The following is a 17,642-nucleotide window of genomic DNA, read 5'->3' as shown; positions in this document are numbered from 1 at the left end:
CCGGACATTAAACATTCAACCGGCGAGTTTGTGTATCGGCGCAGTGCATTGCCCTACGGCCTGTGCAGCCGAGACTTCCTTGAACGTGTGGAAATCCAGGCTGTTGACCACCAGGTCCTGCACCAGCTCGGCAAAGATTTCCATCGCCGGACTGCTGAAGTACGCGGTCATCGATTGCTGGTTGGTCCAGAAACCGGAGACCAGCCACAAATCCGGATCGCACTGCGAATGCTGCAAGGAGAAGCTCAGGCAACCGGGGGCGGCGCGGGACGGTTCGATCAGGGCGCTCAGGCGCATGCCGAGTTCCGCCGAGCGTCCGGCACGCGCTCGAACGAAGGCCATATGACTGACGGGAATCTGCTTGGACATGTTCAACCCTCCCAGGGAGTCGCGTGGCAGCCGGGAACGGGCTGCGACAGGATTGAAGGTTAAGGGCGGCCCCCTGTTCGCCGTTAGTCGATTCCTGCCGTCGCGTTGCACAATCCTGCGAGACTGTCTTACAGACCTGTAACAAGTCGTGAATTCCTGTCACCGTCCTGTCACACCGGTTTCGGGCAACGCTGACGACCTGCGTCCTGCTATGGCTGGACGGGCCAACAACCCAATGCAGGATCAGGCAAGCATTTCGCAGGATGTGTCTACCGCCCTGGCTTGCACAAACTTATGCTCTGCCCCATTCCACCGACTTTGCCGAGGATGCCGCACGTGACGTCATTCGATCGTTTTCAAGCGCCAGCCGATGCCGACATGGAAAAGCAGCGCGCGGAACTGGCGGCCATCATTCGCCGCAACACATCCGAAGATGGCAGTTATGCCACCGCCGTCGACTCACTGTTCATGTCGCGCCACACAAAATCCCACGATTTCGCCCCGGTGCTCGCGCAACCGGCGCTGTGCATCATGGCCCAGGGGCGCAAAGAGGTACGGCTGGCGGACGAACTCTTCAATTACGACCCGCTCAATTACCTGGTGGTGTCGGTCTCGATGCCGTTGAGCGGGCGGGTGGTGAATGTCTCGCCCGAAGAGCCGATCCTCGCCGTGCGCCTGGACATTGATCCTGCGCAAATCACCGCGCTGATCGCCGACGCCGGCCCGATGGGCGTACCGACCCGACCGACCGGGCGTGGTTTGTATGTGGAAAAAATCGACAGCGCGATGCTCGATGCGGTGCTGCGTCTGGCGCGTCTGCTCGACGCGCCGAAAGACATCGCCATGCTCGCGCCGCTGATCCGCCGGGAAATTCTCTATCGCCTGCTGCGCAGCCCGCAGGGCCATCGCCTGTACGAAATCGCCATCGCCAACAGCCAGAGTCACCGCATCAGCCAGGCGATCAAATGGCTCAACGGCAACTTCGAACAGCCGCTGCGCATTGATGATCTGGCGAAGGAAGTGAACCTCAGCGTCTCGACCCTGCATCACCGTTTCAAGGCGATGACGGCGATGAGCCCGTTGCAGTATCAGAAGCAGCTGCGCCTGCAAGAGGCGCGGCGCCTGATGCTGACCGAAGGGCTGGAGGCGTCGGCGGCCGGGTATCGCGTGGGCTATGAAAGCCCGTCGCAGTTCAGCCGCGAGTACAGCCGGTTGTTTGGCGCGCCGCCATTGCGGGATCTGGCGCGCCTGAGATTGAGTGTCTGATCAGGCGCCCAACACCCGACACGCCTCACTCGGCAACGTCACCGAAACCGGATGCCCGATCCCCAGCCCGATGCCCTGACACGGCGTGCTCAGCGCCGTGAAGGTCACGCCGGAACATTCCACCGTGGTCTCGATGGTCGCGCCGATATCCCGCACGAACGTCACCTTGCCCAGCAAGCGATTGCCCGCCGTGGCCTGCGGCGCTGAGAGTTGCAGGTCTTCGGGGCGGATCAGCATTTTCACTTTTTGCCCGACCACGATGCTGCTGCAGATCGGCACTTGCAGCGCATCGCCGCCCGGCAGCACGACCTTGCCATCGCCCAGTGCGGTGGCCGAAAAAATATTCCCCGAGCCGATAAAGTCCGCGACGAATTCGTTGGCCGGATGCCGATAGATTTCAATCGGCGTGCCCACCTGCTGCACACGATGCTCGCCCAGCACCACCACGATATCGGCCATGGTCATGGCTTCGCGCTGATCGTGGGTGACCATGATCGTGGTGATGTTCAGGCGTTGTTGCAGTTGCCGGATTTCCACCTGCATGGACTCGCGCAACTTGGCATCCAGCGCCGACAGCGGTTCGTCGAGCAACAGGATTTTCGGGTGCGAGGCAATTGCCCGGGCAATCGCCACCCGCTGGCGCTGACCGCCGGACAGTTTTGCCACCGGGCGATCGATCATCGGTTGCAGCTGGATCAGCTCCAGCAACTCCACCACCCGCGCCTGTTGATCGGCTTTGCTCACGCCGCGCAGTTTCAGCGGATAGGCGATGTTCTCGCCCACGGTCATGTGCGGGAACAGCGCCAGCGACTGGAACACCATGCCAAAGTTGCGCAGGTGCGCCGGGGTGCGGCCGATGTCCTCGCCGTCCAGGCGGATCTCGCCGCCGGTGAGGGTTTCCAGCCCGGCGATCATTCGCAGCAGCGTAGTCTTGCCGCAGCCCGACGGGCCGAGAAAGCACACCAGTTTGCCTTCGGGCAAATGCAGGTTGACCTCCTTTACCGCGCAGGCCGAGCCGTAGTGTTTCTCGACGTTTTCCAGAATCAGACCAGACATAACTCACCTCAAGAAATCAGAACGAAACGCCGCCTTCACCGACCAGCTTCTCCAGCGCCCAGATCAGGACGAAGTCGATCAGCACGATCAGCACGGCAAACGAGAACACGGTAGGGTCAAGCGATGACACGGTGCGGCTGTACATCCAGATCGGCACGGTCATGACGTCGATGGTGTAGAGGAAATAGGTCACGGTGAATTCGTTGAACGAGACGATGAACGCCAGCAGCATCCCCGCCAGAATCCCCGACTTCATCAACGGCACCACCACATCGACGATGGCGCGCAGCGGCGAGGCGCCGAGCATTTGCGCCGCCTCTTCGACTTCGCTGCCGATCGAAAGCATGGCCGCGGTGCAGTTCTTCACCACGAACGGCAGCGCCAGAATCACGTGGGCAATCACCAGCCGTGAGGTGGTCATGTGGAACGGCAGGCTGTCGAACACCAGCAGCAAAGCCAGCCCCAGCACCACCATCGGAAACACCAGCGGCAGCGACATCAATTGCAGCGCCACGCCCTTGCCACGGAACTCGCAACGGGTCAGCGCGTACGCCGCCGGCACCGCAATCAGCGTGGCGAAAATCATCGTCAGGCACGCCACCAGCAAACTGGTGCCCATGGCCTGGCCGAGGCTCAGCACATCGCTGGCATCGGGCGAGACGAAGGTGTGCCACGCCGCCTTGTACCACTGCAGGCTGTAGCTGCTCGGCGGGAAGTCGAGGTTCGACGCGCCGCTGAACGACATCACGATCATGGTCAGGATCGGCAACACCGCCAGCAGCAGAATGAACCCGGAAAGGATGCCGGCCAATTTGCCGGTATCGCCCGGCAACAGCGACTGACGCTTCTTGGACAGGGCACTCATTGCGAAGCCTCCAGCAGACGGCGACGGCGGCCGGTGATGTATTCGGACAAGGTCATGATGGCGAGCGTGGTGACGATCAGCACCACCCCGGCAGCGGACGCGGCGGGCCAGTTCATCAGCGGGGCGATCTGGTCATGCACCATCACCGCCAGCATCGGCACGCGCCGCCCGCCGAGCAGCAGCGGCACCACGAAGCTGCTGGCGTTGTAGGCGAATACCAGCGTTGCGCCAGTGATGATCCCCGGCAGGCTCATTGGCAACACCACCTGACGGAACACTTGAAAACGACTGGCGCCGAGGGTGGCGGCAGCTTCTTCGTAGCTGCGGGCGACACCGCGCATGGCGCTGGCAATCGGCAGCACGGCCAGCGGAAACGCGGTCTGCACCAGGCCCATCAACACACCGTTCTGGTTGTACAGCAACATGATCGGGCGCTTGATCAGACCCAGACCCATCAGGGTCTGGTTGAGCATGCCGCCGGGGCCGAGGATCACCAGCCAGCCGTAGCTTTGCAGCAGCAGGTTGACCAGCAGCGGCAACAGCACCGCCGCCAGAAAGATCCGCCGCACGAACGGCGAGGTCAGGCGCGACATGGTGTAGGCCACCGGGATCGCCAGCACCACCGCGATCACCGCGCTGATCAACGCCAGACGCAAGGTCAGCAGCAACGATTTGAGGTAGTAGGGTTCGAGCAACTGGGCGTAGCTGGCCAGGCTGAAACCGCTCCACTCCGAGCCTTTGGTGCCGACGCTCATGCGCAGCACCAGCAGGCTGGCGGCAATCAGCACGCCGAGAAACAGCATCGACGGCGTGAGAAAAAACCACGCCCGCGCAGTCGGCGAAACACCTCGCGCCGGGCGCACGTCACCCGCGCCAACCGGTTGGGTCAGGGATTGATGTTCCATAGCAATGATCTCGTCAATGGAGAACGAATCTCCCGGGCACCCCGATCATGCGGTGCCCCGGGAGGTCGGCGTCAGGAAGAAAAGATTTCCGTATAGCGACGAATCCACTGGTCATGCACGGTCGCCAGGAAGGCGTTGTCGTGCATGATCGCCTTCTCCGCGATCTGCTCCGGGGTGAGGATGAACGGGCTCTTGCGCGCTTCGGCGGAGATGATCGCCTTGGCGTTGACCGGGCCGTTGAAGATGTCTTCGGCCATCTTGCCCTGCACCAGCGGGTCGAGGGAGTGGTCGATGAAGGCGTAGGCCAGGTCGGTGTCGCCCGGACGGTTCTTCGGCATCACCGAGAGCATCAGGTCGGTGTAGAAACCTTCCTTCATGCCGAACGTGGCGCCCAGGCCATAGTTCGGGTCGCGGATCTGCTTGGGGAAAAACGCGGGAGCGTAGAGACCGCCCATGTCCAGGGAACCGGTGCGGAACAACTCGGCAATCTGGTTGGGGTTTTCACCCAGGGTCACCACGCGGTCTTTCAGCTCCGCGAGTTTCTTGAAGCCTGGCTCGATGTTGTGCTCGTCACCACCCGCCAGTTTGGCGGCGATGATGATCAGGTCCATGGCTTCGGTCCAGTTCGGCGGCGGCAGGAAAATGTTCGGCGCCAGATCAGCGTCCCACAGCGCGGCGTAACTATCCGGTGCGCTGCTCTGGGTGCGAGTGCTGTAGACCAGACTGTTGCACCACAGCAGGTAGCCGATGCCGTGACCGTTGGCGCCGGTGCGGTATTTTTCCGGGACGTCGACCAGGTTGGGAATGCGGTTGAGATCAGGTTTTTCCAGCAGCCCGGCAGCGGCCAGACCTTCGGCGCCAACGCCCGCCAGGGTGATGATGTCGTACTGCGGACGGTCACCACCGGCCTTGAGCTTGGCGACCATTTCCGAGGTGCTGCCGGTGCGGTCGGCAATCACTTTGGCACCGGTCTTGGCTTCGAACGTTGCGGCGATATTGCGCAGTGCGGCCAGGCCGGTGTCATCGGACCAGGTCAGCAGGCGCAGGGTCTTGCCGGCAAAGCGGGTGTCGCTGGCACTGGCCCGGATGAAGGGCATGCTCATGGCCGCCGCAGCCACCGAGGCCACGCCGACGGTTTTGATGAATTGACGCCTGTTCAGATCGTGCTCGCCCATTTGGGACTCCCATTATTCTTGTAAGTACGAGACTGGTCGCAACCCTTGCATCTGCTTGACCGATATGGCTCAAGCGCCCGGTTTCAAAGGGCTTGAGCGTGGTCTGCGGGTTCATCCTGAGGTCGTGCAAAACACCTGACTATCGATAAAAACTCATTGAAGCCATGACGCCGGCGCATGCCTCGTTGCGAGGCATGCGCTGACCTTTTTCGGGCATTCAGAGCGCGCGGATCACGTGCTTGATTTCCTGAAATGCCGCCAGGCCCCACGGCCCCAACTCGCGGCCGATGCTGCTCTGTTTGTAGCCGCCCCACGCGGTCTGCGGGAAGATCACCTGCGGCGCGTTGAGCCACACCAGCCCCGCCTGCAAGGCGTTCGCGACCCGGTCCGCCGTCTCTGCGTTACGTGTCACCACACTCGCCACCAGACCAAACTGAGTGTCGTTGGCCAGGGCAACCGCCTCTTGTTCCGAAGCGAAACTGCGCACGCAGATCACCGGGCCGAAAATTTCTTCACACCACAGCGCACTGTCCAGGGGCACTTCGGTGAAGATCGTCGGCTGCAAGAAATATCCACGCGCAAGATGCGCCGGGCGATTGCCGCCGCAGATCAGCTTGGCTCCGACGCTGAGGCCACGGTCGATGTGACCGAGCACACGTTGGTACTGCGTCTGATTGACCAGCGCGCCCATCTCGACTTCAGGATCGAACGGATCGGCCACCCGGATTTTTTCCGCGCGGGCCTTCAGACGAATCAGGAATTCATCGGCGATTTCATCGGCGACCAGCACCCTGCTGGTGGCCGAGCACATCTGCCCGGCGTTGAAGAAACCGCCACCGCAGGCCAGCTCCACCGCCAGATCCAGGTCGGCGTCTTCGAGGATCAGCAACGAGGATTTGCCGCCCAATTCCAGGCTCACGCCCTTCACGGTTTCCGCGGCGCGTTGCATCACTTGCACGCCGACGGCGTTGCTGCCGGTGAAGGAAACCTTGGCGATGCGCGGGTCCGCCGACAGCGGCGCACCGACCGCCAGACCGGTGCCGCACACCAGGTTGAACACGCCTTTGGGCAGACCGGATTCGGCGATGATGGTCGCCAGTTCCAGCTCCGGCAGCGGCGTGACTTCCGACGGCTTGAGCACCACGCAGCAACCGGCGGCCAGGGCCGGGGCAAGTTTCCACGCGGTGGTGACCATCGGGAAATTCCACGGCACGATCAGCCCGACCACACCACACGGTTCGCGGCGCAGACGTGCGCTGAAGTCGTCGCTGGGCAGCGGCACGTTGCTGTCCTGTTTCGCATCGAGACCTTCGGCGAGTTCGGCGTAGTACTCGAAGGTGGCGATCACGTCGTCGACATCGATGCCTGCTTCGAACTGCGGTTTGCCGTTGTTGCTCGACTGCAACTTCATCAGATGTTCGCGGCCGTTGCGCACGCCATTGGCGATGTTGCGCAGGATCGCGCCGCGCTCGAAGCCGGTGGTTTTCGACCAGCCCTTGAAGGCTTCAGTCGCTGCCGTTACCGCTTGATTGACGGCGCTTTCGTCACCGCCATTGACCGTGGTCAGCAACGCTTCGGTGGCCGGGTTGATCACGCGCAGATGCTCGCGCCCGGCAGACCATTGACCGTTGATGTACAGGCCGTCGAGTGTGGTCGGGAAGTTCATCATTGGGCCACCGCCTTCATCCATTGGGTCTGGTCGATTTCGATCAGGGTCGGGCCCTGACGATCGGTGGCGGCGCGCAGGGCACTGCGCAGGTGTTCGGCGCTGCTGATCGCCTCGGCCGCGCAGCCCAGAGCCTTGGCCACAGCGATGAAGTCCGGGGTGTAGATGTCGACGCCCACCGGCTCGATGGCGCGGTTGACCATGTATTTCTTGATCTCTTCGTAACCCTGGTTATTCCACAGCAGGATGATTACCGGTGTGCGAGCTTCGACGGCGCTGGCCAGTTCCGGCAGGGTGAATTGCAGACCGCCGTCGCCGATCAGGCACACCACCGGCGGACGCGCGCCGTGTTCGAGGGTGCCGCCGAGCCACGCGCCAATCGCCGCCGGCAAGGCGTAACCGAGGGTGCCGTAACCGGTGGACGAGTTGAACCAGCGGCGCGGGCGCTCCGGGTTGAAGGTGAGGTTGCCGGTGTACACCGGTTGCGTGGAGTCACCGACGAACACCGCGTTCGGCAACTCGTGCAGCACGGTTTCGAGGAAACGGGTCTGGGCCAGGGTCGGTGCGTCCCAGGTCGCGGCCAGGTCTTCACGCAGACGGGCGGCGCGTACCTGACCCCAATCGTTGCGGCGCTCGGCCAGCGATTTGTGCGACAGCGCACTGAGCAGCGCCTGTGCAGCGTTGCGCGAGTCGGCGACCAGCGCGACATGTGGCGGATAGTTGCGCACGGTCTGGTCGGGATCGATATCGACGCGCAGCAGCTTGCCGGGGATTTCGAAACCGCCGGCGAAGGTCACGTCGTAGTCGGTTTCCGCCAGCTCAGTGCCAATCGCGAGCACCACGTCGGCATCGGCTACCAGGGCACGGGTCGCCACCAGGCTCTGAGTCGAACCGATCAGCAGCGGATGGCTGGCCGGCAGCATGCCCTTGGCGTTGATGGTCAGGGCCACGGGTGCGTCGAGCAGTTCAGCCAGTTCGGTTAGCTCGGCAGCCGCGTCAATGGCGCCGCCACCGGCGAGGATCAGCGGACGCTGGGCGCCGGCCAGCAGATCCGTCATGCGGCTCACGGCGGCCGGCGCAGCACCGGCGCGGTCGATATTGACCGGCACGCTGGCCAACAATTCATCGGCTTCTTCGACCAACACGTCCAGCGGAATTTCGATGTGCACCGGACGTGGCCGTCCGGCCTGGAACAGCGCAAACGCTCGGGCCAGCACGCCCGGCAATTCGGACGCCGACATCAGGGTGTGGGAGAACACCGCCACGCCGCCGACCAGTGCGCTCTGGTTCGGCAGTTCATGCAGCTTGCCGCGACCGCCACCCAGTTGGCTGCGCGACTGCACGCTGGAGATCACCAGCATCGGAATCGAATCGGCGTAAGCCTGGCCCATGGCGGTGGTGATGTTGGTCATGCCGGGGCCTGTGATGATGAAGCACACGCCCGGTTTACCGCTGGTGCGGGCGTAGCCGTCGGCCATGAAGCCAGCGCCCTGCTCGTGGCGCGGGGTGACGTGGTTGATGCTCGAACGGGCCAGCCCGCGATACAGCTCCACGGTATGCACCCCGGGAATGCCGAACACCTGCTCGACCCCATAACCTTCGAGTAACTTGACCAGTACTTCGCCACACGTCGCCATGTCTTTGCCCTTCTTGTTCGTTGAGGCACCGGGCTTTAAAGGAACCGGTGATTGGCCTCATTGAAACGGGCGACCCGTAGCCGCAACAATCGATAAAAGCTCATACTAGCCATGTCCTCACGTCATACCTTGGATCCACATGAAACGACTGCCTCCCCTGCCCGCCCTGCACACGTTTCTGATCACCGCGCAGTGCTGCAACTTCACCCGGGCCGCCGAGCAGTTGCACATCACTCAGGGTGCAGTGAGCCGGCAGATCGCCGGGCTGGAGGAACATCTGGGCTATGAGCTGTTCATTCGTCTGGCCCGGGGCCTGGAACTGACCGCCGAAGGTCGCGAATGGCTGCCACGGGTGCAGCAGGTGTTCAGCCTGATCGGCGATTCGGTGGAGCAGATCGGTGCCAGGCGCGAAACCCTGCAACTCAAGGCCCCAAGCTGTGTGATGCGCTGGTTGCTGCCGCGACTGTTGCAATGGCAGCGCGAGCGCCCGGACGTGCCGGTGAAACTCACGGCGTCGTTGCAACACGGGGTGGATTTTCATCGCGAGCAGTTCGACGCGGCGGTGATCTACGGCTCCGCGCCCCACGACTCCCCCGCCACCCTGCATCTGTTCGATGAGCAACTGACGCCGGTTTGCTCGCCAACGCTGCTCAACGGTGGACCCGCCCTGCACACACCAGCGGATCTGCAACAACACTTGCTGCTGCATCCGACCCACACCGATGACGACTGGGCACTCTGGCTCAAGGCCGCCGAACTGCAATTGAGCAACATCGGCAGCGGTCAGCATTTCGAAACCCTGGATCAGGCGATGTCGATGGCGTCCCACGGGACGGGCGTGGCGATTGGCGACTGGTCGTTGATCGGCGACGACTTGAATGCCGGGCGACTGGTCATGCCGTTCGATCTGAAGGTGAAGACGGGACTGGGCTATTACATCGTCGCGCCGGCGTCGGAGCCGTCGGCGAAATTGCAGGAGTTGATGGGGTGGCTGGTGGAGCAGGCTCATACCCGCTGAAGCCTTTGATGATCGTTCCCACGCAGAACCGGTGATCGTTCCCACGCTCCGCGTGGAAATGCTCAGCGGTCTGCGTGGGAACGATCCAGGACTTAATATCCGACGGTAAACCGCTGACGCGAATGCTTCGGCGTTTCCACTTCGTCGATCAGCGCAATCGCGTAGTCGGCGAAGGTGATCCAGCTCTGACCTTCGGCATTCACCAGCAAGTCATCCTTGCCGACGCGGAACTTGCCGGTACGCTCACCTTCGACAAACAGCGCCGACGGCGACAGGAACGTCCAATCCAGTTCCTGCTCCTGACGCAAGGCCTCGAGGAACGCCGCACCGGCACTGGCCTCAGCCTTGTACTCGGCCGGGAAACCGGCGCTGTCGATCACGCGCGTGCCGTCCGGCAGCAACAGCGAACCGGCACCGCCGACCACCAGCAGACGTTTCACCCCGGCCTGTTTCACCGGACCGATCAGCGCATGGGCCGGCACCGTGGCGAAATGTGCGGCGCTGATGACTGCATCGTGACCGGCGACGGCGTCCTGCAATGCGGCGGCGTCCAGCACGTCGACATTCTTGCTGACCACACCGGCGCGGGCGCCGATCTTCGAGGTATCCCGCGCAATGGCGGTGACGCTGTGGCCGCGACGCAGGGCTTCTTCCAGCAGTTGGCTGCCGGCACGGCCGGTGGCACCAATAATTGCGATCTTGCTCATGACATTCTCCAGTTGGCGTGAGAGTGCTGCGTTTTCAGAATCGGGTTACCACTGCATTTCGCCCTTGGCGACTTTGGCGCTCAGCTCCAGCGAGCTTTCTTCGCCCAGTGTCGGGTAGCGTTTTTTCATCGCGGCGATCAGCGCGGCAGAATCCTTGGCCTTGGCGGTTTCTTCATCGAACGCCTTGATGTAGTCGGCGGTGAATTTCACCGCGGCCAGCGAACGGGCGCTGTCACCCAGGTAGTGCCCCGGCACCACGGTTTTCGGTTTCAGGGTTTCGATCGAGTGCAGGGTTTGCAGCCAGTCGGCATGGGATTGCGCAGTCTGGGTGTCGGCCATCCAGACGTGGATGTTCTCGGCGACGACCACACCGCCGACCACGGCTTTGAGCGAAGGAATCCACACGAAGCTGCGATCCGGCTGTTTGCCGTCCAGGCCGATCACCTGCAATTTCTGCCCTTCGAGCATCAGGCTGTCGCCCTTGAGCACGCCCGGCACGATGGTTTTGGCCGGCACGTCGGCGCCCATTTTCGGGCCCCAGTACGCGAGCTTGCCGTCGACGGTTTGCTTGATGTGATCAACGGTCGGTTGCGAGGCCAGCACCTTGGCATCCGGGAAGGCCTTGGTCAGGGTGTCGAGACCGAAGTAGTAATCCGGGTCACCGTGGCTGATGTAGATGGTGGTCAGTTGCTTGCCGCTGGCGCGGATCTTTTCCACCACTTGCTCGGCCTGGGACTTGCCGAACTGGGCGTCCACCAGGATCGCGTCCTTCTCGCCGCTGACCAGCACCGACGTCACCGGGAAGATCGCGTGGGTGCCCGGGTTGTAGACATCGAGGCTCAGGTTCGCGGCGGCTGCGTGGGCAGCAAAGCCGAGGGTGGCGGTGGCCAGTAAAACGCGCTTGAGGGTGGTGAAGCCGATCATGGGTTGCTCCGCTGTTCGAATGCCGTGCTTGGCGATGGGGACAGAGCTTAGTTGCCAGACTCGTTACAAAAAATGCGATGCTTGGACATAGTTTGTTTCTGAAAGCGGGCAAATCATGGATCGTCTCCAAGCAATGCGGGTGTTTGTCACGGTGGTGGATCTGGGCAGTCAGTCGGCAGCGGCTGATCACCTGGACCTTTCGCGACCGGTGGTATCACGGTATCTGGCGGAACTGGAAGACTGGGTCGGCGCACGCCTGATGCACCGCACGACCCGCAAGTTGAGCCTGACCGCCGCCGGCAACGAAATCCTGCCGCGCTGTCGGCAGATGCTGGAGCTGTCCAGTGACATGCAGGCCGCCGTCAGCGAACCCGCCGATGCGCCTCGGGGGTTGCTGCGAATCAGCGTCAGCACTTCATTCGGCCAGGCGCAACTGGCCGATGCCATGGCGGCGTTCGTCAAAGCCTATCCGGGGGTGAACATTGACCTGCAAATGCTCGATCGCACCGTGAACCTGGTGGACGAGCGCATCGACCTGGCGATCCGCACCAGCAATGATCTCGACCCGAATCTGATTGCCCGGCGCCTGACGGTCTGTCGTTCAGTGGTCTGCGCAGCGCCCGCCTATCTGCAAGAGCATCCGCAGCCGCAGCGAGTCGAGGAACTGAGCCGGCACAATTGCCTGACCCATTCCTATTTCGGAAAAAGCCTGTGGCATTTCGAGGAGGATGGCGAACCGGTCTCGGTGCCGGTGCAGGGCAACATCAGCGCCAACGAGGCCAGTACCCTGCTGCGCGCGACCCTGGCCGGCGCCGGCGTGGCGATGCTGCCGACCTACCAGGCCGGGGTGCATGTACACCGCGGCGAACTGGTTCGCCTCCTGCCCCACGCCGAGCCGCGACAGATGAACATCTACGCCGTGTACGCCTCGCGCAAGCACATGCCGGCGGCGTTGCGCTGCATGCTGGACTTTCTGGTGCAGCGCTTTCCCGAAAACCCGCAATGGGATATCGGGTTGTAATCCCGTTCACAGAGCCGCTGGCAACTCCACGGCGCTGACCTATGCTGAAAGTAGTACCCAAGGGTATTCGTTCAGAGGTCAACGCCATGAACACCAGAACAAGAAGATACCTCGCGATTTTCATCACCTGCGCGGCCACGCTGGCGCTGTACGGCACCGCGGCATGGCGCGTGGAGCAGCTGCGGCAACTGCCCCGCGAATACGCGAGCTGCAATTTCGAGCGCTGCATCCCTCACAACGCCACCCTCAACGCCCTGCGCTGACACAGGACGTCAGGCGTCGTCGTTCTGTTCGGCCTTCAAACGGTCGCGGAACGCCTTTGGCGAGATCCCCACCCGGCGCCGGAACAGGCGCGTGAAGTTGGTCGGATCGGAAAACCCCAACACCTCGGACATCTCGTAAATGGTCATGCTGGTGTAAGTCAGCAGGCGCTTGGCTTCCAGCAATTGACGCTCGTGCATGATCTGCAACGCCGGTTGCCCCGCCAGTTCGCGGCAAGTGCCATTAAGGTGCGAGACGGAAATCCCCAGGCGATGGGCCAGGTCTTCGACCTTGACGTGCTGTCTGTACGTCTCCTCAACCAGTTGAATAAAGCCATTGAGGTATTCGCGCTGACGCTGCGGGCGTTGCGTGGCGTTGTGACGGCGGATCGCCTGACGGCTGACCCAGACCATGATCACGCTGACCAGCGAATGCATGAGCATTTCACGTGCCGGTTGATGGCCGTTGTACTCGGCCTGCAACGCGGCAAACAGACTGTTGAGGTAATCCGCGTCCTTGCCCGCCGGATAGCTTTCGGCCTGAGCCAGGGCCTGTACCGCGCTGCCCAGTTGCGCCTGCAGATGGTTGATCAACGGGGTGGCGAGGGTGACAACAAACCCTTCGACGTCCTCGGAAAAGCGGAATCCGTGCACCGATAACGGCGGCAGGATCTGGATCGCGGTTTCGTTCAGTTGCGTGCGTTGGCCTTCGATTTCAAGCTCTGCCTGACCTTTGAATACGAAGAGCAACTGGCACAAATCGGCGTGGCGGTGGGGTTTGATTTCCCATTGGTGTTCGCGGCTGCGTTTGGAAATGGTTTCACAGTGCAGCAAGTCAGGGGTCGGCCAGTCCAGGCTTTCACCGTAGAGCTTGAACACCGGAATCGAAGGCAGGTCAGGCTTGTTCATCACTTCAATCCAGGCCTCGAGGTTTGCGGGCGATAATCGCACCGATTGGCAGAATGTACAGGTATCGGCTCAGTTTTCACCTTCAATTGACAGACCCGCAAGGGAAAAATGCAAGCACTCGAATCCTGAAAATCATTCACCGGCCATTGTCGCGTGAAGCTTGCGAGTCATAAAAACAATGAAAACGCTGAAAACCCAAGTCGCCATCATCGGCGCCGGTCCGTCCGGATTATTGCTCGGCCAACTGCTGCACAACGCCGGCATCGAGACCCTGATTCTGGAGCGCCAGACACCTGACTATGTGCTCGGCCGAATCCGCGCCGGCGTGCTTGAACAAGGCATGGTAGAGCTGTTGCGCGAGGCCGGTGTGGGTCAGCGGATGGACGCCGAAGGGCTGGTGCACGGTGGTTTCGAACTGGCCCTCGACGGGCGTCGTGTGCACATCGATCTGCAAGCCCTGACCGGTGGAAAAACCGTGATGGTCTACGGCCAGACCGAGGTCACCCGCGACCTGATGGCCGCTCGTCGGGAGACCGGCGGCCAGACCCTCTACGAAGCCCGCCATGTCGTCCCCTGTGACATGAAAAGCGACGAAGCCTATGTCACGTTTGAAAAGGACGGCGAAACCTGGCGCGTCGATTGTGACTACATCGCCGGTTGCGACGGTTTCCACGGCGTGGCCCGGCAGTCGATTCCCGAGGACTGCCTGAAGGTCTTCGAACGGGTTTATCCGTTCGGCTGGCTGGGCATTCTCGCCGACACGCCACCGATCCACGATGAACTGGTCTACGCCCGCCATGAGCGCGGCTTTGCCCTGTGCAGCATGCGGTCGGCGACCCGCACCCGTTATTACCTGCAAGTGCCGGCCGAAGAAAACGTCGACGACTGGCCGGACCAGCGTTTCTGGGATGAGCTGCGCAATCGTCTGCCGGAGGATCTGGCGCAGAAGCTGGTGACCGGCCCGTCGATTGAAAAGAGCATCGCGCCGCTGCGCAGTTTTGTGGTCGAGCCGATGCAGTACGGGCGGATGTTTCTGGTCGGGGATGCGGCGCACATTGTTCCGCCGACCGGCGCCAAGGGTTTGAATCTGGCGGCCAGCGACGTCAGCACGCTGTTCAGGATTCTGCTGAAGGTCTACCGCGAAGGGCGCACTGACTTGCTGGAGAAGTATTCGGAAATCTGCCTGCGTCGTGTCTGGAAAGCCGAGCGTTTCTCCTGGTGGATGACTTCGATGCTGCACCGCTTCGACGAGCATGATGATTTCAGCCAGCGCATCTGTGCTTCGGAACTGGACTACTTTGTCAGCTCGGAGGCCGGTCAAAAAACCATTGCAGAAAATTACGTCGGGCTTCCTTATGAGGCTATCGAATAGCTTCCTACCGACTTACACTGGCGAGCATCCCCGCTCGCCTGGCGATCTGCGGGACCCTCACTGCCCGCAGGTTTTGCCCGTGACCCACCTCAACCATCCCGAAACGCCCAAACCGGCCATTCGCAGCGTGCTGGTCGCGCTGATGATGGCGATCTTTCTCGGTGCGCTGGATCAGACCATCGTCGCCGTTTCGATGCCGGCCATTTCCGCACAGTTCAAGGACGTCAGCCTGCTGGCCTGGGTGATTTCCGGCTACATGGTGGCGATGACCGTGGCGGTGCCGATCTACGGCAAGCTCGGTGACCTGTACGGGCGGCGCAAACTGATGCTGTTCGGCATGGGCCTGTTCACCCTCGCCTCGCTGTTCTGCGGCATGGCCCAGAGCATGGAGCAACTGGTGCTGGCGCGGATTTTCCAGGGCATCGGCGCCGGTGGGATGATTTCGGTGAGCCAGGCGATCATCGGCGACATCGTCCCGCCTCGCGAACGCGGGCGCTATCAGGGTTATTTCTCAAGCATGTACGCGGTGGCCAGCGTTGCCGGCCCGGTGCTCGGCGGCTACATGACCGAATACCTGTCGTGGCGCTGGGTGTTTCTGATCAACCTGCCGCTGGGCATGGGCGCGTTCTGGGTAGCGCGGCGCAATCTGATCGGCCTGCCGATTCCCCAGCGCAAACCAATCATCGATTATCTCGGCACGCTGTTGATGATCATCGGCCTGACGGCACTGTTGCTGGCGATCACTCAGGTCGGCCAGGGCCATGCATGGCGCAGCAGCGAAGTGCTCGGCCTGTTCGCTTGCGCGGTGGCGGTGCTGGCGGTGTTCGTCTGGCACGAGCGACGCGCCCGGGAGCCGTTGCTGCCGATGCACCTGTTCACCAACCGCAGCGCCCTGCTGTGCTGGTGCACGATTTTCTTTTGCAGCTTCCAGGCGATTTCCCTGATCGTGCTGATGCCGCTGCGCTTTCAGAGCGTGACCGGCGCGGGGGCGGACAGCGCTGCATTGCACTTGCTGCCGCTGGCGATGGGGTTGCCAATCGGCGCCTATTTCGCCGGGCGCCGCACCTCGATCACCGGACGCTATAAACCGCAGATTCTGTCCGGCGCGCTGCTGATGCCGATCTCGATCCTCGGCATGGCCTTCAGCCCGCCCGATGCGACGTTGCTCAGCAGCCTGTTCATGTTGCTCAGCGGGATTGCCGGCGGCATGCAGTTTCCGACCTCGCTGGTCGGCACACAGAATTCGGTGGAGCAAAAGGATATCGGCGTCGCCACCAGCACCACCAACCTGTTCCGCTCCCTGGGTGGCGCGGTGGGGGTAGCGTTGATGTCGGCGCTGTTGCTGGCGTTGTTGCAGGATTCCAGCTTCGCCCACCTGGCCGGCAGCTCGCTGATGAGCGAAGGGCATTCCGGCAACGTGCTGCTCGACGGCCTGAACGCCGCGCCCGGCGATGCGCAGGATGCCTTGCGCGCCGAATTGCTGGTGACGTTCCGGCATTTGCTGATGGTCAGCGCGGCGGTGTCACTGCTGGGGCTGGCGGCGGCGATCGCGATGCCGAACCGCTTGTTACGGGGCCGTGAGCACGGCGCCCGCTGATTGATGCCGATGGCTCCCACGGGCTGCGTGGGAGCGTTGAGGAATCAAGCACTGTAATAACCGACCGCCACCAGCAGATTCCCGACTTTCTTCAGGTAGGCATGCTTGTCCTCGACCTTGCCGGTCACCGGGTTTTTCCAGCGGTATTCGTACTCGCCCTCATCCTGCTTGCCGATCAGCGCCAGAATCGGTTCGCCCACCGGCTTGCCTTCCGGGTCCTCGACCTTGGCGAAATCGGTGTTGATCAGCCGCAGGTTGGTGCCGTGGGCGACGTAGCGGTGGTTGTCGAGATTGACCACGAACACATACAAGTCGTCTTGCAAATAACCGCCCTTGAGCGAATTGATCGCTGACAGCGTGCCCTTCTCGTCCTTGGTCAAATCGGCAGCAGCCTTGTCGAGCAACGCTTTGGCCTGCTCCGCCGACGCGCGCGGCAAGTAATAACCCACCGCCAGAATCCGCTGACCGATGCGCTGATAGTAAACGTGCTTGCGCTCGACCTTGCCGTCGGACCAGTTCTGCCAGCGGTATTCGGCCTGCTGGATGCCGTTGCCTTCCGGCACTTTCAAGGCGTCCTTGAAGGACTTCTGCAAGTCCGGCCCGAGCACTTCGCTCACGTCGCGCCCGATCAATGCCGACGACGGCCCACCGCTGGCGAGCATCACGCCCTTGGTGTCGACCACGAACACGTAGCGGTCCTTGTCGACGAATTCGCCCTGACGGCTGAACGCCGCAAACGCCTTGTCGCCGTTGTCGTGGTAATAGGCCAGAGCCTTTTCCAGCAAGGCGATGGCGGCCTTGCTGTCGTCTTTTTCGGTGGTGGCCGCGTTGGCCTGACCGAAACTCAACAGCAGTACCGCGCCGAGCCAGGCCAGTTTTTGCACAAACCCCATGA

General features: G+C 62.2%; 17 protein-coding genes. 6 read left to right on the top strand and 11 right to left on the bottom strand.

All coding sequences use genetic code 11. The features are described from left to right. Positions 1-15: 15 nt before the first annotated feature. Positions 16-369, bottom strand: a complete 354-nt coding sequence (locus ACKJSM_RS01180) for a putative quinol monooxygenase (RefSeq protein ID WP_410236445.1) — start codon at positions 367-369, stop codon at positions 16-18. A 336-nt stretch (positions 370-705) separates the two neighbouring features. On the opposite strand from ACKJSM_RS01180, the gene ACKJSM_RS01175 reads away from it, so the two are divergent. Next, positions 706-1,635, top strand: a complete 930-nt coding sequence (locus tag ACKJSM_RS01175) for an AraC family transcriptional regulator (protein ID WP_339490480.1) — start codon at positions 706-708, stop codon at positions 1,633-1,635. Here the strand turns inward: ACKJSM_RS01175 and ACKJSM_RS01170 are convergent, their stop codons facing one another. The 6 genes from ACKJSM_RS01170 to ACKJSM_RS01145 form a co-directional block, all read right to left on the bottom strand. Continuing rightward, positions 1,636-2,691 (bottom strand): ABC transporter ATP-binding protein, encoded by a 1,056-nt coding sequence (locus tag ACKJSM_RS01170; RefSeq protein WP_410236444.1) that lies wholly within the window; start codon positions 2,689-2,691, stop codon positions 1,636-1,638. 16 nt (positions 2,692-2,707) lie between these two features. Then, positions 2,708-3,556, bottom strand: a complete 849-nt coding sequence (locus tag ACKJSM_RS01165) for an ABC transporter permease (protein WP_410236443.1) — start codon at positions 3,554-3,556, stop codon at positions 2,708-2,710. Next, a complete protein-coding gene (locus ACKJSM_RS01160) occupies positions 3,553-4,461 on the bottom strand; it encodes an ABC transporter permease (RefSeq protein WP_236182434.1) in 909 nt (302 codons plus the stop codon). The genes ACKJSM_RS01165 and ACKJSM_RS01160 overlap by 4 nt, the downstream gene beginning before the upstream one ends. A gap of 71 nt (positions 4,462-4,532) precedes the next feature. Further along, on the bottom strand, positions 4,533-5,636 hold the full coding sequence (locus ACKJSM_RS01155) for an extracellular solute-binding protein (RefSeq protein WP_410236442.1): 1,104 nt from the start codon (positions 5,634-5,636) through the stop codon (positions 4,533-4,535). A 217-nt stretch (positions 5,637-5,853) separates the two neighbouring features. After that, the gene (locus ACKJSM_RS01150) at positions 5,854-7,302 is read right to left on the bottom strand and encodes an aldehyde dehydrogenase family protein (RefSeq protein ID WP_410236549.1); all 1,449 of its coding nucleotides are present in this window, start codon (positions 7,300-7,302) and stop codon (positions 5,854-5,856) included. Further along, the gene (locus ACKJSM_RS01145) at positions 7,302-8,939 is read right to left on the bottom strand and encodes a 5-guanidino-2-oxopentanoate decarboxylase (RefSeq protein ID WP_410236441.1); all 1,638 of its coding nucleotides are present in this window, start codon (positions 8,937-8,939) and stop codon (positions 7,302-7,304) included. Before ACKJSM_RS01145 ends, ACKJSM_RS01150 begins: the two co-directional genes overlap by 1 nt. 139 nt (positions 8,940-9,078) lie before the next feature. On the opposite strand from ACKJSM_RS01145, the gene ACKJSM_RS01140 reads away from it, so the two are divergent. Beyond that, complete coding sequence (locus ACKJSM_RS01140; RefSeq protein WP_410236440.1) at positions 9,079-9,957, top strand: LysR substrate-binding domain-containing protein; 879 nt, start codon at positions 9,079-9,081, stop codon at positions 9,955-9,957. Between the two features lie 92 nt (positions 9,958-10,049). Here ACKJSM_RS01140 and ACKJSM_RS01135 read toward each other — a convergent pair whose 3' ends face one another. Then, complete coding sequence (locus ACKJSM_RS01135; RefSeq protein ID WP_236182429.1) at positions 10,050-10,664, bottom strand: NAD(P)-dependent oxidoreductase; 615 nt, start codon at positions 10,662-10,664, stop codon at positions 10,050-10,052. Between the two features lie 45 nt (positions 10,665-10,709). Next, the gene (locus ACKJSM_RS01130; RefSeq protein WP_410236439.1) at positions 10,710-11,588 is read right to left on the bottom strand and encodes an MBL fold metallo-hydrolase; all 879 of its coding nucleotides are present in this window, start codon (positions 11,586-11,588) and stop codon (positions 10,710-10,712) included. A 115-nt stretch (positions 11,589-11,703) separates the two neighbouring features. Here ACKJSM_RS01130 and ACKJSM_RS01125 point away from each other — a divergent pair, with 115 nt between their 5' ends. Together ACKJSM_RS01125 and ACKJSM_RS01120 are read left to right on the top strand one after the other, a co-directional pair. Further along, entirely contained in the window at positions 11,704-12,609 is a 906-nt protein-coding gene (locus ACKJSM_RS01125) for a LysR family transcriptional regulator (protein ID WP_410236438.1), read from the top strand. Positions 12,610-12,695: 86 nt separating this feature from the next. Then, entirely contained in the window at positions 12,696-12,872 is a 177-nt protein-coding gene (locus ACKJSM_RS01120) for a hypothetical protein (RefSeq protein ID WP_007953274.1), read from the top strand. 9 nt (positions 12,873-12,881) lie between these two features. Here the strand turns inward: ACKJSM_RS01120 and ACKJSM_RS01115 are convergent, their stop codons facing one another. Then, positions 12,882-13,778 (bottom strand): helix-turn-helix domain-containing protein, encoded by an 897-nt coding sequence (locus ACKJSM_RS01115; RefSeq protein ID WP_085610843.1) that lies wholly within the window; start codon positions 13,776-13,778, stop codon positions 12,882-12,884. 178 nt (positions 13,779-13,956) lie between these two features. On the opposite strand from ACKJSM_RS01115, the gene pobA reads away from it, so the two are divergent. Beyond that, positions 13,957-15,150, top strand: coding sequence for a 4-hydroxybenzoate 3-monooxygenase (pobA, locus tag ACKJSM_RS01110; RefSeq protein WP_410236437.1), 1,194 nt, complete (start codon positions 13,957-13,959; stop codon positions 15,148-15,150). Positions 15,151-15,229: 79 nt separating this feature from the next. Continuing rightward, positions 15,230-16,747: an MDR family MFS transporter gene (locus tag ACKJSM_RS01105; RefSeq protein WP_410236436.1), complete on the top strand. Its 1,518-nt coding sequence runs from the start codon at positions 15,230-15,232 to the stop codon at positions 16,745-16,747. Positions 16,748-16,791: 44 nt separating this feature from the next. Here ACKJSM_RS01105 and ACKJSM_RS01100 read toward each other — a convergent pair whose 3' ends face one another. Continuing rightward, on the bottom strand, positions 16,792-17,640 hold the full coding sequence (locus ACKJSM_RS01100) for a cache domain-containing protein (RefSeq protein WP_236182423.1): 849 nt from the start codon (positions 17,638-17,640) through the stop codon (positions 16,792-16,794). Positions 17,641-17,642: the final 2 nt, after the last annotated feature.

Origin of the sequence: Pseudomonas sp. PHC1, from assembly GCF_046487845.1 — a bacterium.
Lineage (GTDB): Bacteria > Pseudomonadota > Gammaproteobacteria > Pseudomonadales > Pseudomonadaceae > Aquipseudomonas > Aquipseudomonas sputi.
Note: the sequence above shows the minus strand (reverse complement) of the source record. Positions and strands in the feature narration are given on the sequence as shown.